Source organism: Yoonia vestfoldensis DSM 16212 (assembly GCF_000382265.1).
Classification (GTDB): domain Bacteria; phylum Pseudomonadota; class Alphaproteobacteria; order Rhodobacterales; family Rhodobacteraceae; genus Yoonia; species Yoonia vestfoldensis.
The window spans coordinates 178,801-201,113 of the sequence record NZ_KB907973.1 but is presented as its reverse complement, the minus strand read 5'-3'; the positions used below and the strand labels follow the sequence as shown (position 1 = coordinate 201,113).

23 protein-coding genes are annotated in these 22,313 nt (G+C 62.2%); 13 read left to right on the top strand and 10 right to left on the bottom strand.

All coding sequences use genetic code 11. The features are described from left to right. Positions 1–282, top strand: a complete 282-nt coding sequence (locus tag H147_RS0101115) for a hypothetical protein (RefSeq protein WP_019953487.1) — start codon at positions 1–3, stop codon at positions 280–282. Next, positions 279–611 carry a DUF8846 family protein gene (locus H147_RS0101110; protein WP_019953486.1) on the top strand — a complete coding sequence of 111 codons (333 nt, stop codon included), beginning with the start codon at positions 279–281 and terminating at the stop codon, positions 609–611. Before H147_RS0101115 ends, H147_RS0101110 begins: the two co-directional genes overlap by 4 nt. On the opposite strand, the gene H147_RS0101105 is transcribed toward H147_RS0101110, so the two are convergent. The 5 genes from H147_RS0101105 to H147_RS0101085 form a co-directional block, all read right to left on the bottom strand. Then, positions 608–1,474, bottom strand: coding sequence for a D-amino-acid transaminase (locus H147_RS0101105; protein WP_019953485.1), 867 nt, complete (start codon positions 1,472–1,474; stop codon positions 608–610). The genes H147_RS0101110 and H147_RS0101105 overlap by 4 nt on opposite strands. Next, on the bottom strand, positions 1,471–2,430 hold the full coding sequence (gene dgcA / locus H147_RS0101100; RefSeq protein WP_026352147.1) for an N-acetyl-D-Glu racemase DgcA: 960 nt from the start codon (positions 2,428–2,430) through the stop codon (positions 1,471–1,473). Before dgcA ends, H147_RS0101105 begins: the two co-directional genes overlap by 4 nt. A gap of 58 nt (positions 2,431–2,488) precedes the next feature. Next, the gene (gene dgcN, locus H147_RS0101095) at positions 2,489–3,490 is read right to left on the bottom strand and encodes an N-acetyltransferase DgcN (RefSeq protein WP_019953483.1); all 1,002 of its coding nucleotides are present in this window, start codon (positions 3,488–3,490) and stop codon (positions 2,489–2,491) included. A gap of 225 nt (positions 3,491–3,715) precedes the next feature. Then, the gene (amtB, locus tag H147_RS0101090) at positions 3,716–5,059 is read right to left on the bottom strand and encodes an ammonium transporter AmtB (RefSeq protein WP_026352146.1); all 1,344 of its coding nucleotides are present in this window, start codon (positions 5,057–5,059) and stop codon (positions 3,716–3,718) included. Between the two features lie 25 nt (positions 5,060–5,084). Further along, positions 5,085–5,423, bottom strand: a complete 339-nt coding sequence (locus H147_RS0101085; RefSeq protein ID WP_026352145.1) for a P-II family nitrogen regulator — start codon at positions 5,421–5,423, stop codon at positions 5,085–5,087. A gap of 270 nt (positions 5,424–5,693) precedes the next feature. Here H147_RS0101085 and H147_RS0101080 point away from each other — a divergent pair, with 270 nt between their 5' ends. After that, positions 5,694–7,856 carry a transglycosylase domain-containing protein gene (locus H147_RS0101080; RefSeq protein ID WP_019953480.1) on the top strand — a complete coding sequence of 721 codons (2,163 nt, stop codon included), beginning with the start codon at positions 5,694–5,696 and terminating at the stop codon, positions 7,854–7,856. Positions 7,857–7,866: 10 nt separating this feature from the next. Here the strand turns inward: H147_RS0101080 and H147_RS0101075 are convergent, their stop codons facing one another. Both H147_RS0101075 and H147_RS20220 read right to left on the bottom strand, forming a co-directional pair. Further along, positions 7,867–8,232, bottom strand: coding sequence for a hypothetical protein (locus tag H147_RS0101075; RefSeq protein WP_019953479.1), 366 nt, complete (start codon positions 8,230–8,232; stop codon positions 7,867–7,869). Between the two features lie 106 nt (positions 8,233–8,338). Then, a complete protein-coding gene (locus H147_RS20220; protein ID WP_019953478.1) occupies positions 8,339–9,331 on the bottom strand; it encodes a formylglycine-generating enzyme family protein in 993 nt (330 codons plus the stop codon). Between the two features lie 316 nt (positions 9,332–9,647). Between H147_RS20220 and H147_RS0101065 the strand changes: the two genes are divergently transcribed. The 8 genes from H147_RS0101065 to H147_RS0101030 all read left to right on the top strand — a co-directional run bounded on the left by H147_RS0101065 (position 9,648) and on the right by H147_RS0101030 (position 17,225). Continuing rightward, on the top strand, positions 9,648–10,415 hold the full coding sequence (locus H147_RS0101065; protein ID WP_019953477.1) for a hypothetical protein: 768 nt from the start codon (positions 9,648–9,650) through the stop codon (positions 10,413–10,415). 156 nt (positions 10,416–10,571) lie between these two features. Further along, positions 10,572–12,311, top strand: coding sequence for a type I secretion system permease/ATPase (locus H147_RS0101060; RefSeq protein WP_019953476.1), 1,740 nt, complete (start codon positions 10,572–10,574; stop codon positions 12,309–12,311). Next, complete coding sequence (locus H147_RS0101055; protein ID WP_019953475.1) at positions 12,308–13,600, top strand: HlyD family type I secretion periplasmic adaptor subunit; 1,293 nt, start codon at positions 12,308–12,310, stop codon at positions 13,598–13,600. The genes H147_RS0101060 and H147_RS0101055 overlap by 4 nt, the downstream gene beginning before the upstream one ends. A 55-nt stretch (positions 13,601–13,655) precedes the next feature. Then, positions 13,656–14,117: a RidA family protein gene (locus tag H147_RS0101050; RefSeq protein WP_019953474.1), complete on the top strand. Its 462-nt coding sequence runs from the start codon at positions 13,656–13,658 to the stop codon at positions 14,115–14,117. Continuing rightward, positions 14,114–14,866, top strand: coding sequence for a glycerophosphodiester phosphodiesterase family protein (locus H147_RS0101045; RefSeq protein ID WP_019953473.1), 753 nt, complete (start codon positions 14,114–14,116; stop codon positions 14,864–14,866). Before H147_RS0101050 ends, H147_RS0101045 begins: the two co-directional genes overlap by 4 nt. Positions 14,867–14,897: 31 nt before the next feature. Then, on the top strand, positions 14,898–16,082 hold the full coding sequence (locus H147_RS0101040) for a GNAT family N-acetyltransferase (protein ID WP_019953472.1): 1,185 nt from the start codon (positions 14,898–14,900) through the stop codon (positions 16,080–16,082). Further along, positions 16,079–16,378, top strand: coding sequence for a 4a-hydroxytetrahydrobiopterin dehydratase (locus H147_RS0101035; protein ID WP_019953471.1), 300 nt, complete (start codon positions 16,079–16,081; stop codon positions 16,376–16,378). Before H147_RS0101040 ends, H147_RS0101035 begins: the two co-directional genes overlap by 4 nt. A 1-nt stretch (position 16,379) precedes the next feature. After that, positions 16,380–17,225, top strand: a complete 846-nt coding sequence (locus H147_RS0101030; protein WP_019953470.1) for a mechanosensitive ion channel family protein — start codon at positions 16,380–16,382, stop codon at positions 17,223–17,225. Positions 17,226–17,257: 32 nt separating this feature from the next. On the opposite strand, the gene H147_RS0101025 is transcribed toward H147_RS0101030, so the two are convergent. Beyond that, positions 17,258–17,749: a peroxiredoxin gene (locus H147_RS0101025; RefSeq protein ID WP_019953469.1), complete on the bottom strand. Its 492-nt coding sequence runs from the start codon at positions 17,747–17,749 to the stop codon at positions 17,258–17,260. An 87-nt stretch (positions 17,750–17,836) separates the two neighbouring features. On the opposite strand from H147_RS0101025, the gene H147_RS0101020 reads away from it, so the two are divergent. Together H147_RS0101020 and rsmD are read left to right on the top strand one after the other, a co-directional pair. Beyond that, complete coding sequence (locus H147_RS0101020; RefSeq protein WP_019953468.1) at positions 17,837–19,051, top strand: NAD(P)/FAD-dependent oxidoreductase; 1,215 nt, start codon at positions 17,837–17,839, stop codon at positions 19,049–19,051. Then, entirely contained in the window at positions 19,048–19,611 is a 564-nt protein-coding gene (gene rsmD, locus H147_RS0101015; protein ID WP_019953467.1) for a 16S rRNA (guanine(966)-N(2))-methyltransferase RsmD, read from the top strand. The genes H147_RS0101020 and rsmD overlap by 4 nt, the downstream gene beginning before the upstream one ends. Here the strand turns inward: rsmD and H147_RS0101010 are convergent. Further along, positions 19,599–20,465: a 4-(cytidine 5'-diphospho)-2-C-methyl-D-erythritol kinase gene (locus tag H147_RS0101010; protein WP_019953466.1), complete on the bottom strand. Its 867-nt coding sequence runs from the start codon at positions 20,463–20,465 to the stop codon at positions 19,599–19,601. The two genes, rsmD and H147_RS0101010, sit on opposite strands and share 13 nt — an antisense overlap. Continuing rightward, positions 20,452–22,146 carry a tetratricopeptide repeat protein gene (locus H147_RS0101005; protein WP_245541086.1) on the bottom strand — a complete coding sequence of 565 codons (1,695 nt, stop codon included), beginning with the start codon at positions 22,144–22,146 and terminating at the stop codon, positions 20,452–20,454. Before H147_RS0101005 ends, H147_RS0101010 begins: the two co-directional genes overlap by 14 nt. Positions 22,147–22,313: the final 167 nt, after the last annotated feature.

Below are 22,313 nucleotides of genomic sequence, written 5' to 3'. Positions count from 1 at the left end.
ATGATCCTCAGCCGGAGCCTTGCGCGCAAACGGATCGCGGCACAGACCTTGCCGTCATTCCGTGCCGCATGGGCGCCGGTGGCGTTCGATATCGTTGCGATCGTTCTTGTGCTGGCGGTGATCTGGCAACCGGTCCTTACGATGATATACGTTGCGCATCTTGGGCTGGCGCTCACCATACTTGTGCTTTTCACGGTGATCTACGTGCCTTTTCAGGTCGTTGCCATCGTATCGACGATCTGGGCTGTGCGGTCCCGCTGGACCGAGAAAGACGAAAAATGACAAAGAAGGAAAGCCGCCAAAAGGTCTTTACCCTGCTGGTCGAAGTCGGGCGCAGCACCGGCGACGGTCTGCCCGACGGGGCGACGGGTGCGGCGCTGATGTGCTATGCCTCCGGCGTGGACGAGGCCGAGGCGGTGCGCGAAACCGTGGCGATCCTCAAACAGGCCGATCTGGCACCTCTGGACGTGTCAGGCTATGGCACGCTGGAAGAACGACTGGCCGAAGGGCACGACATCTCTGACGAAGAACGCGAATTGATGCAGCGCGCGCTGGATGAAAACAGCGTCATCGTGGCCCAGATGACGCCGTTCTACGACAAAGTGGATTAAACCGCGACCTTGCGGCTTTCATCCAGGTAAATCTCGCGCAGACGCGCCGCGACCGACCCCGGCACGCCGGTGCCTACGGCAACCCCGTCGATCTCTACCACCGGCATGACGAACATGCTGGCCGAGGTGATGAACGCCTCGTCCGCCTCCTGCGCCTCTTCGATCGAAAAACTGCGCTCTTCGACCTGCATCTGCGCTTCGCGCGCGAACCGCAGCACGGCGGCGCGGGTGATCCCGTGCAGGATCTCATTGCCCAGATGGCGGGTGATGATCGTGTTGCCCTTGACGATATAGGCGTTGTTGGATGTGCCTTCGGTCACCATCCCGTCCTCGACCATCCATGCGTCATCGACACCGGCGGCCTTGGCCATCATCTTGCCCATCGACGGATAGAGCAGTTGCACCGTCTTGATGTCGCGGCGCGCCCAGCGCTGGTCGGCGACGGAAATGACCTTGATGCCGGTCTTGGCAACGGGGCTGTTGGCCAGTCCGGGCTTGTTCTGGGTGAACAGCACCACCGTCGGCGTGCAGGTTGCAGGGTCAGGAAAAGCGAAATCGCGATCACCGGGCGCGCCACGGGTGATCTGCAAATAGATCATCCCTTCCTCGATCCCGTTCAGGCGCACCAATTCGCGGTGGATGTCCAGCAGATCAGGCAGGCAATCGGGGTGCGGCATGTCGAGTTCGTTCAGCGACCGTTCCAGCCGTTTGGCGTGGCCGGCGAAATCGATCAGCTTGCCGTCCAGCACCGAGGTAACCTCGTAAACGCCATCGGCCATCAGGAACCCACGGTCAAAGATCGAAATCGTAGCTTCGTTTTCGGGCAGATAGGTGCCGTTGACGTAAACTGTGCGCATATTCATCCCCAAAGGTCAGCGGCGGGCGGATGCACGCCAGTGTCGTCATAGTGCAAAGGTGCAGCACGGTCTTCGGCCAATAAGAGCGGCCCGTCAAGGTCCGTGAAGGCCACGCCCTGCGCCAGAATCGTCGCGGGCGCCATCGCCAGTGATGATCCGACCATGCAGCCGACCATCACCCCGTACCCTTCGGCCAGCGCCTGCGCCTTCAGCGCCAGCGCCTCGGACAGCCCGCCGGTCTTGTCGAGCTTGATATTGACCATGTCATATTTGCCACGCAACCCCGGCAGGCTCGCACGGTCATGGCAGCTTTCGTCGGCACAGACCGGCAAAGGCCGGTCGATTTCCGCCAGCATGTCGTCAGCACCGGCAGGCAAAGGCTGTTCGACCATCTGCACGCCAAGCCGGATCAGATGCGGGGCCAGATCGGCGTAAACCTCAGCGGTCCAGCCTTCATTGGCATCGACGATGATGCGGGCGGCGGGCGCGCCACGCCGCACCGCCTCCAGCCGCGCCATATCGTCGGGCGTGCCGAGTTTGATCTTGAGCAGCGGACGATGCGCGTTCAGCGCCGCCTGCGCCTGCATCGCCTCAGGCGTATCCAGCGACAGCGTGTAAGCTGTGATCGCAGGCCGCGGAGCAGGCAGACCCAGCAGGTCCCAGACACGTTTGCCTGCCTTCTTGGCCGCATGATCCCAGAACGCGCAATCAAGCGCATTGCGCGCGGCCCCTGCGGGCAATGCGTCCTGCAAGTCAGGCCACGCCCCCGCGAACCCCGCGATCTGCGCGGCAACACTCTCCAAAGTCTCGCCATAGCGCGCATAGGGCACGCATTCGCCGCGCCCGACAAAGCCGTCACCCGCCACGGTCACGGTCAGCACCTGCGCTTCGGTCCGCGACCCGCGGCTGATGGTAAACACCTGCGCCAGCCGGAACACATCAGATGAAACTGTAATCTTCATCATCTTCCGAGCCCAAATATCCCCGCCGGAGGCGTCGGATTTCGCCAGAAATCCGGCATCAAATCCCCTCCAGCGCATCAACCAGCCGCGCTGCCCCCTGTCGGAACGTATCGACTGTCGGCAAGCCCATCCGCCCTTCGACCTCGGCCAGATAGGCCAAAGCGTCATCCTCGGACAGATGCTGCGTGTTGACCGAAACGCCCACGATCCGGCAGGCGGGGTTGGCAATCTGCGCAATCGGCAGAACCATGTCGCGGAGCGCCTCGAGAGACGGCAGCGCATAGCCGGGCAAGCCGCGCATATGCTTGCGCGTCGGTTCATGCGCCAGCACCAGCGCGTCGGGCTGGCCGCCGTGGATCAGCGCCATGGTGACGCCGGAGTAGGACACATGAAACAGGCTGCCCTGCCCTTCGATATGATCCCAATGGTCGGGGTCGTTGTCGGGGGTCAGATATTCGACGGCACCGGCCATGAAATCCGCAACCACCGCATCGAGCGGCACGCCGCCACCGGTGATCAGGATGCCTGTCTGACCTGTGGGGCGGAAAGTCGATTTCATGCCGCGCTTGCGCATCTCGATATCCATGGCAAGGCCGGTATACATCTTGCCCACCGAACAATCCGTGCCGACAGCCAGACAGCGTTTGCCTGTCCGCTTCACGCCATTCGCGATCGGATAGGCGACCGATGGTACGCGCACATCGAACAGGGTGCGGCCACGTGTGCGGGCGACCTCGACAAGATCGGCCTCGTCGCGCAGCAGGTTATGCAGGCCCGAGGCCAGATCAAAGCCCATCGTCAGCGCCTCGATCAATATCTCCTTCCACGCGGCAGAAATCACGCCGCCGCGATTGGCCACACCGATAACCAAGGTCTTGGCACCCGCGGCTCTCGCTTCGGCCAGGGTCATATCGGTGATCCCGACATCAGCCCCGCAACCGGGCATCCTGTATTGGCCAACCGCGTTCTGCGGACGCCAATCCTTGATCCCCTGCGCCACCTTGGCGGCCAGCTGGTCAGGCGCATCGCCAAGGAACAAAAGGTAAGGGGTCTGGATCATCGCAAGCTCCGGTCAGGGTAAAGGTGTCAACGGCAGGATAACGCGAAAACCGCGGGGCAATCTTTGCAAATACACCGCTCAGGGCCGCATTATTCGACGAAGACCGCGCATACCGCGCGTTTCATCGAAGAATCGACCACAACTGCCTGAGCGTCCTTGCCGATCCTACAACAGAAAAACCCGGGCGCGAACGCCCGGGTTGATGTTTTGTCCGCAAGGATGACCTCAGCTCTTGGAGAACTCGGGGTAAGCTTCCATACCCAGCTCGCTCAGATCGAGACCGGTCAACTCGGATTCTTCCGAGACGCGGATACCGATCGTCATCTTGAAGATGTACCACACGATGAAGGACACAACGAAGGTGAACACACCGTAGGCGACAATGCCCGTCAGCTGCGTCATCAGGCTGGTGCCCTCGTTGTAGAACACGACGGCGATGGTGCCCCAGATGCCTGCGAAGAGGTGAACAGGAATCGCACCGACCACGTCGTCGATCTTCATCTTGTCGAGCAGCGGCACGGCAAAGACGACGATCGCACCACCGACGGCACCGATCCACAGCGCCCCGAACAGCGACGGGTAAAGCGGCTCTGCAGTGATCGCGACCAGACCGGCCAGCGTGCCGTTCAGCACCATGGTCAGGTCGACCTTCTTGTAGAGGATCTGCGTCAGGATCAGCGCGGTCACGGCACCGGCAGATGCGGCCATGTTGGTGTTTGCAAAGATCCGGCCGACATCGGTGATGTCACCAACAGTGCCCGCAGCCAGCTGCGAACCGCCGTTGAAACCAAACCAGCCCAGCCACAGGATGAACGTGCCCAATGTCGCCAGCGCAAGGTTCGACCCTGGCATCGGGTTGACACGACCGTCCTTGTATTTGCCCAAACGTGGACCCAGCACGATTGCACCGGCCAAGGCTGCCCAGCCACCAACCGAGTGAACGATCGTCGAACCGGCGAAGTCGGAGAAGCCCATCTCGGACAACCAGCCGCCGCCCCACTGCCAGGAACCCGAAATCGGATACATGAAGCCCGTCAGAACGACGACGAAGGCAAGGAACGGCCACAGCTTGATCCGTTCGGCAAGCGCGCCCGACACGATGGACGCGGTCGCGGCCACGAACATCAGCTGGAAGAAGAAGTCAGACGCGACGGATGCATAATCCAGCGACGCTTCGTCCGCACCCAAGCCCACAGCCTCGAGGACAGTGATATTGAAGAACCCGCCGACATAGCCGTTGAATTCACCCGGATACATCAGGTTGAAGCCAACGAGCCAGTACATGATGCCCGCAATGGAAAAGAGGGCGATGTTCTTGGTCAACTGCGTGGTGACGTTTTTGGACCGGACCAGACCGGCCTCCAGCATGGTGAAACCTGCCGCCATCCAGAACACCAGAAAGCCGCCCACAAGGAACAGCAGGGTGGTCATGATATAGGGGCCGATTTCGTCGAAGGACGGCGCGGCTTCTGCGATCTCTTCGGCCACCTCTGTGGTTTCTTGCGCGAATCCGATGACCGGAAGCAGCGCAAGCCCCGCACCAAGCATAAGTAGTTTTTTCGTATTCATCGATTTGTTCCTCGTTACGCCGCGATCAAAGCGCGTCATCATTGGTCTCGCCGGTGCGCACCCGCAGGGCGCTTTGCACGTCGAGCACGAAAACCTTGCCGTCCCCGATCTTGTCGGTCTTGGCAGTGGTGGCGATGGTGGAGACGACCTGATCGGCCATGCTGTCGGGCACGACGATCTCGAGCTTCACCTTGGGCACGAAATTCACGGCATATTCCGCACCGCGGTAGATTTCGGTGTGGCCAGACTGCGATCCGAACCCCTTGATTTCTGACACCATCATGCCGCGCACGCCGACAGAGGTCAGCGCTTCGCGGACCTCCTCGAGCTTGAACGGCTTGATTGTTGCAATGATGAGTTTCACGTTCTTCCCCTCGCAATGGATTGCGGCAACGCCCAGCCCGGCGTCCGCTTGCACGCACCAAAGAACGCGGCAGTGCAGCATGAGCAAGGTTCTGCCTATGTCCGGACGGGTGCAGATCAGGCGAGTTTGCACAATTATTGCACAATTTAAGCCATTAGCACAGAAATTAGGCAGTACAAAAAACAGGCAGCGCGACTCATCGCGTCTCTACAATTCGTTTCGATCCGTTTAAGATGCCGCAAAACAGACGCACAAACAGTCGAGCGGATCATGAGTGGCAACGACAATCGACGGACACCGCTGGTGGCCGAAAAACGCTATCAGGGCAGGGCAGCCCCGAAAAAACCCGCAGCCAAGAAACCTGCGCCCAAACGTACGGCGCGCGCGCGCAAGGCCCGCACCGGCGGGCGCCCTACCACGGTTCTTGGGTGGCTGCTCTGGCCGTTCAGGATCATTCTGCGCATCCTCTGGGCTGTCAGCTGGCGGGTCGGGCTGGTCACGGCACTGATCGTCGGCGGCATCTCGGCCTATTTCGCGTCGCAAATGCCACCTATCGAACAGATCATCGACCAGCGCGCGCGTGGGTCGGTCACCATGGCCGATCTCACCGGCGACGTCTTTGCCTGGCGCGGTGACCAGTTCGGCGGGATGGTGACGGCCAGCACGGTGTCACCCCACCTGCACAATGCCGTCGTCGCCACCGAGGACCGGCGGTTCTATCGGCATTTCGGCCTGTCGCCCCGCGGCATCGCATCCGCCATCCGCATCAACCTGAGCGAAGGACGCGGCCCTTTGTCGGGCAACGGTGGGTCCACGATCACGCAGCAGACGGCCAAATTGCTGTGTCTTGGGGTGCCCTACGATTCGACCGCATGGGACTCCGAGGCCGCCTATGAAGCCGATTGCCGCCAATCGTCCCTGTACCGCAAAGGCCGCGAGGCGCTTTTCGCCATCGGCATGGAAATCGCCTATACCAAGGAAGAGATCCTGACGCTCTATCTCAACCGGGCCTATCTGGGTGCCGGTAGCCGTGGTTTCGAGGCGGCGGCGCAACGCTATTTCGGGATCTCGGCGGCACAGGTGAACCCCGCGCAGGCGGCGATGCTGGCGGGTCTTCTCAAGGCGCCGTCGACCCTTGCCCCCACGGCCAATATCGAACGGTCGCGTGAACGCGCCGCCGTGGTGATCGGCCTGATGCGGGACCAGGGCTATCTGACCGCCGTGCAGGCGCAGGAAGCGATCGCCAACCCCGCCGCCCTGTCGCGCGCCGCCGAGGCGCGGTCAGGTGGGTTCTTTGCCGATTGGGTCATGGAAAGCGGGCCGGAATTCTTTACCCGCAACACGACCGAAGACGTGATCATCCGCACCACGCTTGACCAGCGTATCCAGCGCGCCGCCGAAGAGGCGCTGGTCTCGGTCTTTGAAAACCAGGTCGCCGAAGGGTCCGAAGCACAGGCCGCCATCGTGGTGATGTCTGCTGATGGGGCTGTCCGCGCCATGGTTGGCGGGCGCAACCTGCGGGCCACGGGCGCGTTCAACCGCGCCACGCAGGCCCTGCGCCAGACCGGATCGGCGTTCAAACCGTTCATCTATGCGGCGGCGCTCGATCTGGGTGTCTCGCCCTATGCGTTGATCAGCGATGCGCCGCAATGCTGGTCTATCCCCGGGTCACGGCAATGGTGCCCAGAGAATTATGACCGCGAGTTCAAGGGGCCTATCACGATGACCCAGGCGCTTGCCGAAAGCCGGAACCTGCCCGCCATTTTCCTGTCCGAGGATGTTGGGCGCGAATATGTCCGCAACGTCGCCAACGGGTTCGGATTGCAAGGGGAACTGGCCGAAGGGCCGGCACTGGCGCTGGGCGTGTCCGAAAGCACGCTGCTCAACCTGACCGGCGCCTATGCGGGCATCCTGAACGGCGGGTCTCAGGTGACGCCTTACGGCCTTCTTGATCTGCGCATTCAGGGCGATTCCGCGGTGCTGATGGATTCGATGGGTGCAGGCATCGGCGACAGGATCATCAGCGAAGAGGCCGCGCGGCAACTGACCTGGATGATGACCAAGGTCGTCGAGGAAGGCACCGGAAGGCGTGCGCGCATCGATGGCTGGGAAATCGCAGGCAAGACCGGCACGACAAATTCGTCGCGCGATGCATGGTTCATCGGTTTTACGGGCGATTACGTGACGGGTGTCTGGATGGGTTATGACAACAACACACCCTTGCGCGGTGTGACCGGGGGCGGCCTGCCCGCCGAGATCTGGCGCGAAACCATGGTGCGCGTGCTGGAAGGGCGGATGCCGACGCCGCTGCCGATGATGGCACCACAAGCGGCGGCTCCGACAGGCATTCTGGAAAGTCAGGGTGGTGAAGTGGTGGATGACGACATCGTCAACCTGCTGGACCTGCTGGTCAACGGCGACGCGACGAACTGAGAACGGGGCGTTATGGCGCCCCTTCCGGGCACAGGCTGTAGACAAAGACATACCCGTCCCAGATCATATAGAGCCCCCCGCCATCGGCTGTGCGCATCAGCATCGCCCGTTCCGTCCATTGCTGGTCGTCGGCCACGCATTCCATCGTGTAGAGCGTGGCCTCCATCCCGTTGACATCCACCGGGCGGGTCATCTGGCACTGGGTTTCGACGCCATAGAAGATGCCTGCCGCAATCCGCACCGACCCGCCATCAACGCCGATCAGCGCACATTCGGCATTGGCGGTCTGGCGATAGACGCCATCATAGGGCGCTGCCGACAGCACGGCAGGCACAAGGCCGATCAAAACGGCAGGAAGGCTCAAAAATCGGATCATCCCCCACTCATGCGGCAAATTCCACGCGCAATCAACAGGTGGCAGGGGTGATGCACATGGTTGTCATGTGGATTGGTGCGATCAGACTCGGCACGCAAAGCGTTTATCAAAAGGTGCGAAGAATGCGAAACCCGTAAAAGTCACGGCGGTAGTCCTCTGTGGGGCGTGCTCTGCTCGCTAGGCGCAGTCCGTCCATGGCAGTTCCGTAACCTCCCCCTTTCCCGACACGAATACACGGCTTGTTTGATTGCGCATGATCAAAGTACGCTGATGCTGTGGGCAGACCCAAGTGTGTGTCCGACCAACAAGAGAGCGTGACTTCGTCAACGTTGCCAGACAAGTGGCGCACGCCCCACGCGTTTGCCGCATCAAGCGTGTCAACTTCGACCGGCATTCGACGATTGACGAGGTCAGGCATTTCGCGTCGGCGGACGTTCTCGGTCGCCGCGCGACTGAAATTTGCCTGATCCGTCGTCAACTCATCCCCTTGGGCAAAGCGCGTCGTCGTACCAGCCCTCGCGGCATACTCCCATTCGGCTTCTGTCGGCAGACGGTAAACAACGGCACCAACCTTGGCATTCAACCAAATCACATATTCCTGCGCATCAAGGAAAGAAACATTGACCACGGGGTGGTTGGGACCAAGCGGCACATAGCCTTGCCCAAAAACCAGTACTTCATGCCGGGGCGTATGAGAACACCCTCCATCGGCCACACAGGCATCCCATTCAGCAACCGTCACTTCATTACGCGCGACAGCGAAGGGAATATCAATCTCCACCAGATGGCGGGGGTGTTCGTTGGGAATAATGTTGATCTCATCTGGTCTACGAACACGGCCCGTCGCACCTTGACCATAGAAGTCAAACGGATTGCGTGACTCCCCCTCGATCGCCCCCATCATGAACGACCCCTGCGGCATGACGATCATCTCCGGACAGACATCGCATTCCTTGAACATGTCGAAATCGGTGACCGTCGTGCCGTTGGTGAGCAGATAGGTCGGCGTCTCCTCGGCCGCCGCGGCCAATGGCAGCAAGGCCAGCGCGACTGTACCGCCTAGCGTCGCGATCATGGCCGTCAACTGGGTTTTGCGCATGAAGATGACCCGCTCTGCAATCTTGAGGTGTACGAAGCGTTACACGCTCTTCCCCATCCGGACCAGACCGAACCGGCGCAGCCTGCACCAGATTTCGTCACGATACGTAAACCTTTTGCTTCTCACCCTTCAACCGCGAAAGTCGGGAGCGATGCAAGCATGCGGTCGGCGGACTGAGCATAACACGCCCCGTCTTGGACGAGGGTGTCCGGCCAGAGAGCCGCTGAAAAGGAGGATCGCGTGATAACTTGTCTTGAGTTGATCGATTGAGGACGCGGTGCCACCATTACACCACGACAATTGGGAAAGGTTCACCTTGAAACAGACGCTTCTGACACTTGCGTGGTTCTTCACGCTCTTGCTGTCTGCTGCGAGAGCGGATCAACCGGCGCCGCGCCCGGACAGGAACGCGCAACCGCCCAGCATGATTGATCCGGCTCTCGATCCCTGCCGCTACTTTACGCCCGACGAGGACATGGTCGGATTTTTTATCGAGATGCAGCAGGAGGAGCGGTTGGTCCCGATGCGCGTACCGAAACGCTATTTGGAGGACCGCTTTGATCATGAAGAAGGGGTCAAGCATGGCACCCAGTTGTTTCGGATCGAGGTTCCAACGTTCGAGCCAGTCACGCGCGCGGAAACGGGAAGACGCAATGCGGCTGCACTCCCATGGGACTGGATGGACTTCGCAGTGACAGACCAGCTTCCGATGCATCATACAGTGGGTCTAACGCTAGACTTGCCCATCACCATCGAAGATATAGGAAAGCCTCGGCCTATTCCTGACGTCAATGATTTCCCATCTGAGCCGGGACCCAATGGCCTGACCCGCGTCGTCGCGCCTGAACGTTTGGGAGGCGAAGACCTTTTCGTGCATTACGACGACGAACAGCAGTTAGCCGGATGGATGCTCTGCGGGGTGAGTGGAGTCAATTTCACCCTCAACGCAGGCTGTAGCCACACGACCCGTCTTTCCGGGATGGACGTGCGCATGAGCTTTCTGCGCACGGAATTACCAAATTGGCACATCATTTATCAGAACGTGGCAAGGTTTCTCACTTGCGCCACCTCCGAGGGCCTTTGAGGACGAGGAAGCAGTGCTTTTTGTCGCAACACAACTCGACTTTCTTCGAAAGCACAGTCAAGCTCGGACTATATTGCCTGGCGGAAAACACTGTTATCCTTCAGTACCAACGAATTGTATTTTGGTCCTCGCACAAGCGGAAATTGATTGCGCAAGATGACGGATAATCCAGCGGCACAAGGACGGGCGGAACTGCGCAGCGCGCGGCGCGAGAGCAGGCTGCTCTATTGGATCGTCGGCATCTTCAGCTTTTTCGTCAACCTGCTGATGCTGACCGGCCCGCTTTACATGCTGAACGTCTATGACCGCGTGCTGAACTCGCGCTCGGTCGAGACGCTGATCGCGCTGACGGTGCTGGTGGCGTTTCTGTATGCGATGATGGGCATTCTCGACCATGTGCGCGGCCGGGTCATGGCGCGGGTCGGTGCGCGGTTTCAGGCGCGGCTGGACCGGCGCGTGTTTGCAGCCGTCATGCGCGCCACCACCTTGCAACGCGCCCCGCGCGAGGCAGCGACCGGCCTGCGCGATCTGGAATCCGTGCAGCGGCTGATCACCTCGCCCGCGCTGATGGCGGTGTTCGACCTGCCTTGGGCGCCGTTGTTTTTCTTCGGCATCTTCATCTTCCATCCGCTGATGGGGCTGCTGGCCGTCTGCGGTGCGCTGGTGCTGGTCGTCGTGGCCGTGCTGAACCAGATCAACACCCGCGCGCCTTTGGTGCAGGCCAATGCCGCCAGTTTTGCGTCCGACCAGATAGGCAGCCAGATCCGGCAGGAAAGCGAGATGGTCCATTCGCTGGGCATGCGGGGTGCTGCCTTCGACCGCTGGCAGGTCGCGCGCAATGCGTCGCTTGATGCCAGTATCGGCGCGTCGGATGCCGCCGGCAGCTATACCGCGCTGACCAAGGCGTTCCGGCTGTTCCTGCAATCGGCAATGCTGGGCCTTGGCGCCTATCTGGTGCTGCAAGGGGAACTGTCGCCCGGTGCGATGATCGCGGGGTCGATCCTGCTCGGCCGCGCGCTCGCCCCGATCGAGATGATCGTGGGCCAATGGGCCGTGTTCCAGCGCGGGCGCGAAGGCTGGGGCAATCTGGCGGTCCTGCTGGGGCAGGTCACGCCAGAGCCAGCGCGCACCCGCCTGCCACGGCCCAAGGCGCGGCTGAGTGCGGAACAGATCACCGTCGTTCCCCCGGGAGAGAGTGTCGCCGCCATGCGCATGGTCAGTTTCGATGTGGGCGCAGGGCAGGCCGTGGGGGTCATCGGCACATCCGGCGCGGGCAAATCCACGCTGGCCCGCGCATTGACCGGCGTCTGGCAACCGGCGGGCGGGCAGATCAGATTGGATGGCGCGGCGCTGGATCAATATGATGCGGACGTGCTGGGCCAGCATATCGGGTATCTGCCGCAGCGCGTGCAATTGTTCGACGGCACGATCAAGGACAACATCGCCCGCATGGCGATGGCGCCCGACGATGCGGCGGTCGTGCTGGCCGCACAAAAGGCCGCGGCGCATGACATGATCCTGAAACTGCCAGACGGTTACGACACCCGCGTGAGTGCGACAACGGGCCGGCTGTCGGGCGGGCAGATCCAGCGGATCGGCCTCGCCCGCGCGCTGTATGGCGACCCCGTGGTGCTGGTGCTGGATGAGCCGAATTCCAACCTCGACAATGACGGGTCGCTGGCGCTGAACGCCGCGATCCGCGCGTTCAAGGCGGCGGGCGGGATCGTGTTCATCATGGCGCACCGGCCTGCGGCGATACAGGAATGCGACCTGCTGCTGGTGATCGACAACGGGATGCGCCGCGCCTTCGGCCCCAAGGACGAGGTGCTGGCCGACCTTGTGCAGAACCACGCCCAGATCAAACGCGCCGCACCCCAGTCAGGGGGCGTGTCATGACCGCGCAATGGCCCGTCCGGCGCTATATGATCATCGGCACGGCCGCGCTGGCTGTTCTGGTGGGTGGGTTCGGCACATGGTCCGTCATGGCCGAGATCAACGGTGCGGTCATCACCAGCGGCCAGATCGAGGTCGACCGCAATCGTCAGGTCGTGCAGCACCCGTTCGGCGGGGTGGTGGCGGAGATCCTTGTCGTCGAAGGCGACAGCGTGGCGGAAGGCGACCTGCTGATCAGCCTCGATCCGACTGACCTGCAATCGGAACTGGCCATCGTCGAAGGGCAGTATTTCGAAATCCTCGCCCGCCGCGCGCGGCTGGAGGCGGAACGCGACGACGCGACAGCTTTGGTGTTCGATCCGATCCTGCTGGGCGCGGGCACGCCCGAGGCGGCAGAGCTGATGCAGGGGCAGGAACGGCTGTTCGCGGCGCGGCTGGAAACCAGCCTGCAATCCATCGACCAGCTGACCCAGCAGCGCGCCCAGATTGCAAGCCAGATCACGGGCATCACCGCGCAGCAGACCGCGCTGCAAACGCAACAGGGCCTGATCGCGCGCGAACTGGCCGACCAGCAAAGCCTGCTCGACCGCGGGCTGTCGCAGGCCAGCCGCGTGCTGGCACTGCAACGCGAAGAGGCAAGCCTTCTGGGCCGTGTCGGCGAATTGACAGCGCAGGCCGCCCAAGCCGCCGAGCGCATGACCGAGATCGAGATTCAGGTGCTGGGCCTTGCATCGGCGCGCCGCGAAGAGGCGATCACCCGCCTGCGCGATCTGCAATTCAACCAGCTGGAACTGGCCGAACGCCGCCAGACCCTGCTGCGCCAGCTTGACCGGCTGGACATCCGCGCGCCGGTGTCGGGGATCGTCTATGGCATGCAGGTCTTTGCGCCCCGCTCTGTGATCCGCCCCGCTGATCCGGTGCTGTTCCTGATCCCGCAGGACCGCCCCCTTGTGATCGCGACGCAGGTGCAGACCACGGACATCGATCAGGTCTTTGTAGGCCAAGACGTGACCTTGCGGTTTTCGGCCTTTGACCAGCGGCGCACGCCTGAACTGGCGGGGCGCGTCACGCTGTTGTCGGCGGATGCGTTTCAGGACGAGGTGACGGGCCAGTCGTTCTACCGCGCCGAAGTGCAGTTGAACGACGGGGAAATCCAGCGGCTACCCGCCGATCTGGCCCTGCTGCCCGGCATGCCGGTCGAGGCGTTTGTGCGCACAGGCGACCGCAGGCCGATGGATTACCTGATCAAACCGCTGGCGGATTATTTCACCCGCGCGTTTCGCGACAGCTGATTGCACCCCCGCGCATTGCCCGCTAGCGTCCGGCCAAACATCCAAGGAGTGTGACATGAGCGTGATCGAAACCCGTCTTGCCGAACTGGGCGTGACCCTGCCCGACGCCCCTGCCCCTGCGGCGAATTACGTGCCTTTCGTGCAGACAGGCAATCTGGTGCATGTGTCGGGGCAAATCTCGGCCAATGCGGATGGCATGATCAAGGGCAAGCTGGGTGCTGACATGGATGTCGAGGCCGGAGCCGCCGCCGCGCGTGCCTGTGCGGTCAGCCTGCTGGCACAACTCAAAGCCGCCTGTGGCGGTGATATCGACCGGCTGGTGCGGGTCGTGAAACTGGTGGGTTTCGTCAATTCGACCCCCGATTTTGGCGACCAGCCCAAGGTCATCAACGGCGCCTCTGACTTCATGGTCGCTGCCTTGGGCGACAAAGGCCGCCATGCACGGTCTGCCGTCAGTGCCGCCAGCCTGCCCTTTGGCGTCGCGGTCGAAATCGAAGGCATTTTCGAGATCGCATGACCCTGCCTGCCGCGTTCCTTGCCCGCCCCATCGCGCACCGCGCCTTGCATGACCGCAAGGCGGGGCGCGTGGAAAGTTCGATGGCCGCGATCAAGGCCGCGATTGCTGCCGGATACGGCATCGAAATCGACGTGCAATTGTCCAGCGACGGGCAGGCGATGGTGTTTCACGACGACATGCTGGACCGGCTGACCGCGCAAAGCGGGCCGGTCCGTGCGCGCAGCCGTGCGGAACTGGAAAAGATCGCGCTGAAGGATGACACCGGCACAATCCCCGCGCTTGCCGATGTGCTCGCCTTGGTCGCAGGCCAAGTGCCCCTGCTGATCGAGATCAAGGATCAGGATGGCCGGATGGGCCCCGATGTGGGGCCGCTGGAAACAGCGACCTGTGCCGCGCTCGCGAATTACGCGGGCGATGTCGCGCTGATGTCGTTCAACCCGCACAGCATCGCCGCCTGCCGGACCATCGCCCCTGCCATTGCACGCGGGCTGGTGACATCGGCCTATGATCCGGTGTTCTGGCCCGAACTGACACCGGCGATCTGCGACCATCTGCGCGGCATCCCCGATTACGACCGCGTTGGTGCCTGTTTCATCAGCCACGAGGCGCTTGATCTGGCCCGCCCCCGCGTGGCTGAGATCAAGGCGACGGGCGCGCCTGTCCTGTGCTGGACGATCCGGTCCGCGATAGCCGAGGCACAGGCCCGCGAAATCGCGGATAATGTGACGTTCGAGGGTTATCTTGCTTGACGCGCGCCCTGCGCCCCCCAGTTAAAAGCAGATGGACGGATCAGCGATCGAAATTACCACCCATGCCAGCATCACCGGCATTTCCCCCGCCGATTGGGATGCCTGCGCCTGCCCCGAGGCCACGGATGGCCGCCCGACCGACCCCTTCACGACGCACCGCTTTCTGAAGGCGCTGGAGGACAGCTATTCCGTTGGTCCCGGCACGGGCTGGCAGCCACGGTATCTGACCGCGCAACAGGACGGGCAGATCATTGCCGTGGCCCCGCTTTATGCCAAGGGGCATAGTCAGGGCGAATACATCTTCGATCACAACTGGGCGCATGCCTATGAAAACGCGGGCGGGCGATATTACCCGAAACTCCAGATCGCGGTGCCATTCACGCCAGCCACAGGGCGACGGTTCCTGACACGTCCGGGGTTCGAGGCCGTGGGCATGGCGGCGCTGATCCAGGGTGCTGTCCAGATCGCGGACGACAACAACCTGTCGTCGCTGCACGCCACCTTTTGCACCGAGGCCGAGGCGCTGGCAGGGGCCGAAATGGGCCTGCAATCGCGGATCGGCCAGCAGTTTCACTGGGTCAACGAAGGCTATGGCAGCTTCGACGATTTCCTTGCCAGCCTGTCCAGCCGCAAGCGCAAGAACATCCGCAAGGAACGCGAGACCGCGCAAGGGTTCGGCGGGCAGATCGTGGCGCTGACGGGCGACCAGATCGAGCCTGCGCATTGGGATGCGTTCTGGGAATTCTATCAGGACACCGGCAACCGCAAATGGGGCACGCCCTATCTGACACGGAATTTCTTTCACTTCGCGCACCAGACCCTGCGTGACGATATGCTGATGGTCCTCGCGATCCGCGATGGCAAGCCTGTCGCGGGGGCGCTGAACTTTATCGGGCGCGAGACGTTATATGGACGGTACTGGGGCTGTACCGAACACCACGCCTGCCTGCATTTTGAATTGTGCTATTATCAGGCCATCGACTTTGCCATCGCCCATGGCATGGCGCGGGTGGAGGCCGGGGCGCAGGGCGAACACAAGCTCGCGCGCGGCTATCTGCCGGTGCCGGTCCATTCGCTGCACTGGTTTGCGGATGCAGGCTTTCGCGATGCGATTGCCCGCTATCTGGTGGCCGAACGCGACGCGGTGGATCATGAAATCGAGGTGCTGACCAGTTACGGTCCGTTCCGCAAAACCGACAGGGAAGAACAGCAATGACCGACGCACTGACCCAAACCGAACGCGACACCGACCTTGCGCCATTGCTGGCCAATGGCTGGCAGATGGTCGAAGGGCGCGACGCGATCCATAAGCAATTCGTCTTTCGCAACTTCGTCGAAGCCTTTGGATTCATGACAAAGGTTGCCCTTTGGGCGGAAAAATGGAATCACCACCCCGAATGGTCGAATGTCTACAAAACCGTAGAGGTGACATTGACGACCCATGACGCTGGCGGATTGTCGGCGCTGGACACCAAACTGGGCGCCAAGATGGACGCGCTCGCCGGGGGCTGACTTGGAAGACTTTCTGACAACCGAAATCATCAACGGGCGCACGCTTGCCGATCTTTTGACGCTGGAATTCCTGATATCGATCTTCGGCAGCGTTCTTGCCGCGATCCTGATCCTGATCGCTGGTTTCATCATCGGCGGCTGGCTGCGCGGGCGGCTGGTGCGGGTCGGTCAGATGAACCGGCATCTGGATGACACATTGTTCAGCTTTTTGGGCAATATCGTCCGCTACGTCATCATCGGTTTTTCGTTTCTGTTCGTTCTCAACACCTTCGGCGTGCAGACGACATCCTTTGTCGCGGTCATCGGTGCCGCCGGTCTGGCCATCGGTCTGGCTTTGCAAGGCACGCTGTCCAATATCGCGGCGGGTGTGATGATCGTGTTCTTCCGCCCCGTGAAGCTGGGTGATTTCGTCGAGGTGAACGGCCAGATGGGGACAGTGAAGGAAATCAACCTCAACTTCATCGAACTGGCGTCGATTGCCAATGTGCAGATCATCATTCCCAACAGCCAGGTCTGGGGCAATACGATCGTCAATTATTCCGCATATGACAGCCGCCGCGCGGAATGGGTGTTCGGCGTCAGTTACGGCGCGGACCTGAAACTCGCCGAAGACACGATCAGGTCCACCATCCTGTCCGATCCGCGGTCGTGGACTGAGCCTGCACCGTTCATTCAGGTCAACAACCTTGGCGATTTCTCGGTCGATTTTCTGGTGCGCGTCTGGTGCGCCAGCGGCGATTTCTTTCAGTATCAGGCCGATATGAAGCGGCGGGTGAAAGAGGCGCTGGATGCAGCCGGTGTGGAAATCCCCTTCCCGACGCGCACGGTGCTGAGTGCGGCGGAGTGAAAAAGGGCGGTCCGTTGGACCGCCCGTTGTCGTTACCCCAATTCCGCCAGCAAGGTTTCGCCTGCCGAAATCTCGCACTGGCCCGGTCCGGCCTCGACGTTGAGGATCTTGACCACGCCATCCTCGACCAGCATCGAATACCGCTTGGAGCGGTTGACGAAGCCCACGGGGGCTGCGCTGAAATCCATCCCGATGGCCGTGGTAAAGGCGCTTTCGGCGTCGGCCAGCATCGTGATGCCGGTTTCGGTCGCGCGGGTGCTTTCGCCCCAGGCCTTCATTACGAAAGGATCGTTGACCGACACGCAGATGATTTCATCCACGCCTTTGGCCATGAAGTCGTCATAGGTGACCATGAAGCTGGGCACATGGGCCGTCGTGCAGGTGCCGGTAAATGCGCCCGGCAGGCCGAAGATCACGACCTTGCGGCCTTTGATCTTGTCGGCAAGAGCCACGGATTCCGGCCCGTTGTCGCCCATCTGCAAAAATGTCGCATCCGGTAGTGTATCGCCTGTCTTGATTGTCATGGCTTTCGCCCCCTGTTCGCGTTGTATAGCCGATTGCTTCCCATATAGAGTGCTGCAAAACAAGTGGTCACACCAAGGGAACAGTTCATGACGCATGTTGTCGTCGTCGGCGCAGGGCAGGCCGGAGCCTCGGTCGTCGCGAAATTGCGGGCCGAAGGGTTCACGGGTGCGATCACCCTGATCGGCGCGGAAAAGGTGCCGCCCTACCAGCGCCCGCCACTGTCCAAGGCCTATCTGCTTGGGGATATGGCGCAGGAACGGCTCTATCTGCGGCCAGCGGAGTTTTACGCCGATCAGGACATTGCCCTGCGACTTGGCACGCGTGTCGTGGCGATTGATCCGGCGGCAAAGACCGTCACGCTGACCGGCGATGAAACGCTGGGCTATGACCAGCTTGTGCTGACGACAGGCGCGCATCCGCGCACCCTGCCTGCGGCGATCGGCGGGATGCTCGACGGGGTCTACGCGATGCGCGATCTGGCAGATGCCGATGCGCTGGCGCCAGAGCTTGTCGCGGACCGGCAGGTGCTGATCGTCGGTGGCGGCTATATCGGGCTGGAGGCAGCGGCGGTCGCGGCCAAGCGCGGCTTGCGCGTGACGCTGGTGGAAATGGCGGACCGTATCCTGCAACGGGTGGCGGCGCCCCAGACCTCGGATTACTTCCGCGCGCTGCACCAATCGCATGGCGTGACGATCCGCGAAGGCGTGGGGCTGGACCGTCTGCTGGGCGATACCCGCGTGACAGGGGCGCGGCTGACCGATGGCACCGAACTGGCCGTCGACTTCGCCATCGTCGGCGCAGGCATCACGCCTGCAACGATCCTTGCCGACAGTGCGGGCCTGCATGTGGACAACGGGATCACCACCGACGGCCACGGCCGCACGTCCGACCCGCATATCTGGGCGGCGGGCGATTGCGCGTCCTGCCTGTTTCACGGCACCCGCATCCGTCTGGAAAGCGTGGGCAACGCGATTGATCAGGCCGAGGCGGTGGCGCTGAATATCATGGGCCGCGACCTGCCCTACCAGCCCAAGCCTTGGTTCTGGTCGGATCAATACGACTGCAAGCTCCAGATCGCGGGGCTGAATGCGGGCTATACCGATGTGCATGTGCGCAAGGGCGAGGCGCCGGGCGTGCAATCGCACTGGTATTATCGCGGCAGTGACCTGCTGGCGGTCGATGCGATGAACGATCCCCGCAATTACATGATCGGCAAGCGCCTGATCGAGGCGGGCCGGAGCCCTGCCCCCGCGCTGATCACAGACCCTGCCACCGACATGAAGGCGCTGCTGACCGCATGAGGATCATCGCAGGCACCCATCGCGGCACCCATCTGACGGATGTCGGCATCGGCGACGACGCAGCCCATCTGCGCCCGACCAGCGACCGCGTGCGCGAAAGCCTGTTCAACGTGTTGCAAGGCGGGCGGTTCGGCGATGCCGTGCGCGGCGCGCGGGTGCTGGACCTGTTCGCAGGCACCGGGGCCTTGGGGCTGGAGGCTTTGTCGCGCGGCGCGGTCCACGCGACATTCGTCGATAACGGGCGCGCGGCGCAGGCGCTGATCCGCGCCAATATCGTCAAACTCCGGCGCGAGCGGGACACGCGGCTGATCCCGACGAGCGCCGTCGCGATCCCCGCGGGCCAGCCTTGCAATCTGGTGTTCCTTGACCCGCCTTACGGTCTGGCGCTGGGGCATGCCGCACTTGACGCGGCCTTGCGGCAAGGCTGGATCGCGCCGGGTGCGGTGATCGTCTGGGAAGAAGGGCGCGGGCAAGTCGCCCCCAAAGGCTTCACCGTCGAGGATCAGCGCCGCTACGGCGATACATTCGTGACGCTGATGCGCCGCGATCAGGCGGGCTGAAGCACCGCCGCAGGGGCCACCCACCAGTTCATATGCGCAACCTGCATCCGGCGCGCGACCTGACGGGCGGTGGCCATGTCCTTGACCAGCCCGTAACACGTGGCACCCGACCCCGACATGCCCGCATAGCTGACGACCGGCAAAGCGCGTAATGCTGCAATCGCCTCGGCGATATCCGGCGCGATGCTCTCGGCGGGGGCTTGCAGATCGTTGCGCTGTGCGGCCAGCCATTGCGCGAAACCGTCGTAATCCATCCCCTGCGGCAGATCATCCATGCCGCTGCCATCGCGGGTGGTCAAAGCCTGGAAAACAGCCAACGTCGGCACCTCGACAGGCGGGCGGACCAGCACCAGCGCGCAATCCGGCAGGCGCGGCACATCCGACAGTGTTTCGCCGATGCCCGTCATCCGCGTGGGTGCGGGCGCTTGCAGGCAGACTGGGACGTCGGCACCCAAGGCGACCACCTCGGGCGAATCGGCGGGCAAAGGCGGCACGCCCCAGAGCTCTGCCAGCATCGCCAAGGTCAGCGCCGCATCCGACGACCCGCTGCCGATGCCCGCCGCATGCGGCAGGTGTTTCTCCAGCGTCAGTGCGGCACCCATTTCGACACCGCGCGCCTGTTGCAGCGCGGTCGCCGCGCGCATCATCAGGTTGCTGTCGTCGGTCGGCACACCGGGCGAAAACGGGCCGCTGACGCTGATCCGCATGTCGGGGGAACTGGTGGCGCTCAATTGGTCGCAGACACCTGCAAAGACCACCAGACTATCCAGCAGGTGGTAGCCGTCGTCGCGACGGCCGGTGACATGCAAGGTCAGGTTGACCTTGGCCGGGGCTGTGGCCTTAATCGTTGCCACGGGCCAACCGGATCGGTTCTTCGCCTTCGGAGATCAGCACAAGATCAAGACCACGATCCAGTTTGTCGCGAATGCGCTGCGCGTCGACATCTTCAGGACCAAATGACAAAGCCCGCTGCCATTGGAACCGCGCCTCGGTGGTGCGCCCGACCGCCCAAAAAGCATCGCCCAGATGGTCGTTGATCACCGGATCGACAGCTTCCAGTGTGACGGCCCGTTCGAGAACCGCGACCGCCTCTTCGTATTGGCCAAGCCGGAACAGCACCCACCCCAACGAATCGACGATGGCGCCGTTGTCGGGCATGGCAGCAACGGCCGTTTCGATCATCGCAAGCGCCTCGTCCAGCTTTTCCCCGCGCTCGACCAGCGAATAGCCCAAATAATTCAACACCTGCGGATTGTCCGGTGCCAGCGCCAGCGCCGCACGGAAATCAGCCTCTGCCTCGGGCCACAGATCAAGCTGGTGATTGGTGATGCCGCGCGTGTAATACACGATCCATTTCGCGGGTGCCGTGTCGTCATAAAGCGACAAGGCGCGCGTATAGGCTGTCTTGGCATCGTTCAGCCGGTTCGCCTCGCGCAGGACGTCGCCTTTGCCGGCAAAGACCTGCGGCAGATCGGGGTAACTGCGCGACAAGGCCTCCAGCACCTCGATCGCAGCGTCGCGTTTTCCGGCTGCACGCAGAACCTCGGCACGGCCGATCTCGGCAGACGAGAACGATGGATCGTCGCGGGCGATCCCGGCGTATGCGGTATTGGCCAGATCATATTGGCCAAGCCTTTCCAGCAAGGCGGCTGACATAAGGACGGCGGGGGTGTTTTCCGGTGCAAGGTAGGTCGCGGCGCGCGCGAACAGCAAGGTATAGGTATCAGGGGCATCTGACTGCACCAGCACCGCAACCGTCAGATACATGTCGGCCATGCCCGCACGGGGGGTTTGCACCGCTGAATAAGGCAGCGTTTCACCCGCCTCCAGCGCGTCGCGCAGATCGGCCACAGCCGGATCGAGCCGCGCGCCGAAGATCGCTTGCAGGATCGCGAGCGCATCTGCATTCCGGCCGAGCTGGCTGAGAATCTCGATCCGGGCGATGGCGCTTTGACGGCTGTATTCCATGTCCGTTCCACGGGTGGAAAACAGCGCCTCTGCCTCTTCAAAATTACCGACAGAGGCAAGCGCATAGGCCTTGTGCGTTACCCCGTAAACTTCCATCCCCTCGGTTTCGATCACCTGATCGAACTGCCCCAGCGCCCGGCGGATATTGCCGTTGCCCATATGTGCCCAGGCCTGTGTCAGCCCGTCGATCAAGGGGCCGATCGACCGGCCACCTTCCAGCGCCTCGAATATGCCGTCCCAATTGCCTGTTGACGCATCGACGACGTTGATCGTCAGATCAGCGATCTGGCTTGTCCGTTCAAGCCGCACCATCTCGCGCGCCAAAATCTCGGCCTTGTCGAATTCGCCCAACGCCACCAACGACGCAAGCGCGCTGTCCAGCAACAACGGATTTCCCGGATCAGCCTCGAGCGCCTGACCGAAGTACAGCGCGCCACCAGCGAAATCATTGTCGGTCGCGGCCTGACGTCCCGCCAGATAGGCACCCATATCCACCTGCGCCACGGCAGGCGCTGCCGAAAAAACGGTCGCAACGATCACACCAGCGGTCAGAGTATTTCTCAGCACGATAAAGCCTGCCTTTCGGGATTGTGGCTTTACGCTAACGGGTGAACGGGCGTCTTGCAAATGCAGTGCAGCAGGACTGGCGATATGCTGCGGATCGCCGCCGCATCGTAGGCTTTGCGCACAAGCAGACAGGCCCGAAAGCCTGTCTTCTCGTCCCGCCCCACTGC

Coding starts and splice junctions, on each gene's coding strand:
- H147_RS0101115 (WP_019953487.1), top strand. CDS start 1: ATGATCCTCAGCCGGAGCCTTGCGCGCAAACGGATCGCGGCACAGACC.
- H147_RS0101110 (WP_019953486.1), top strand. CDS start 279: ATGACAAAGAAGGAAAGCCGCCAAAAGGTCTTTACCCTGCTGGTCGAA.
- H147_RS0101105 (WP_019953485.1), bottom strand. CDS start 1,474: ATGAATATGCGCACAGTTTACGTCAACGGCACCTATCTGCCCGAAAAC.
- dgcA (WP_026352147.1), bottom strand. CDS start 2,430: ATGAAGATTACAGTTTCATCTGATGTGTTCCGGCTGGCGCAGGTGTTT.
- dgcN (WP_019953483.1), bottom strand. CDS start 3,490: ATGATCCAGACCCCTTACCTTTTGTTCCTTGGCGATGCGCCTGACCAG.
- amtB (WP_026352146.1), bottom strand. CDS start 5,059: ATGAATACGAAAAAACTACTTATGCTTGGTGCGGGGCTTGCGCTGCTT.
- H147_RS0101080 (WP_019953480.1), top strand. CDS start 5,694: ATGAGTGGCAACGACAATCGACGGACACCGCTGGTGGCCGAAAAACGC.
- H147_RS0101075 (WP_019953479.1), bottom strand. CDS start 8,232: ATGATCCGATTTTTGAGCCTTCCTGCCGTTTTGATCGGCCTTGTGCCT.
- H147_RS20220 (WP_019953478.1), bottom strand. CDS start 9,331: ATGCGCAAAACCCAGTTGACGGCCATGATCGCGACGCTAGGCGGTACA.
- H147_RS0101060 (WP_019953476.1), top strand. CDS start 10,572: ATGACGGATAATCCAGCGGCACAAGGACGGGCGGAACTGCGCAGCGCG.
- H147_RS0101055 (WP_019953475.1), top strand. CDS start 12,308: ATGACCGCGCAATGGCCCGTCCGGCGCTATATGATCATCGGCACGGCC.
- H147_RS0101050 (WP_019953474.1), top strand. CDS start 13,656: ATGAGCGTGATCGAAACCCGTCTTGCCGAACTGGGCGTGACCCTGCCC.
- H147_RS0101045 (WP_019953473.1), top strand. CDS start 14,114: ATGACCCTGCCTGCCGCGTTCCTTGCCCGCCCCATCGCGCACCGCGCC.
- H147_RS0101040 (WP_019953472.1), top strand. CDS start 14,898: ATGGACGGATCAGCGATCGAAATTACCACCCATGCCAGCATCACCGGC.
- H147_RS0101035 (WP_019953471.1), top strand. CDS start 16,079: ATGACCGACGCACTGACCCAAACCGAACGCGACACCGACCTTGCGCCA.
- H147_RS0101025 (WP_019953469.1), bottom strand. CDS start 17,749: ATGACAATCAAGACAGGCGATACACTACCGGATGCGACATTTTTGCAG.
- H147_RS0101020 (WP_019953468.1), top strand. CDS start 17,837: ATGACGCATGTTGTCGTCGTCGGCGCAGGGCAGGCCGGAGCCTCGGTC.
- rsmD (WP_019953467.1), top strand. CDS start 19,048: ATGAGGATCATCGCAGGCACCCATCGCGGCACCCATCTGACGGATGTC.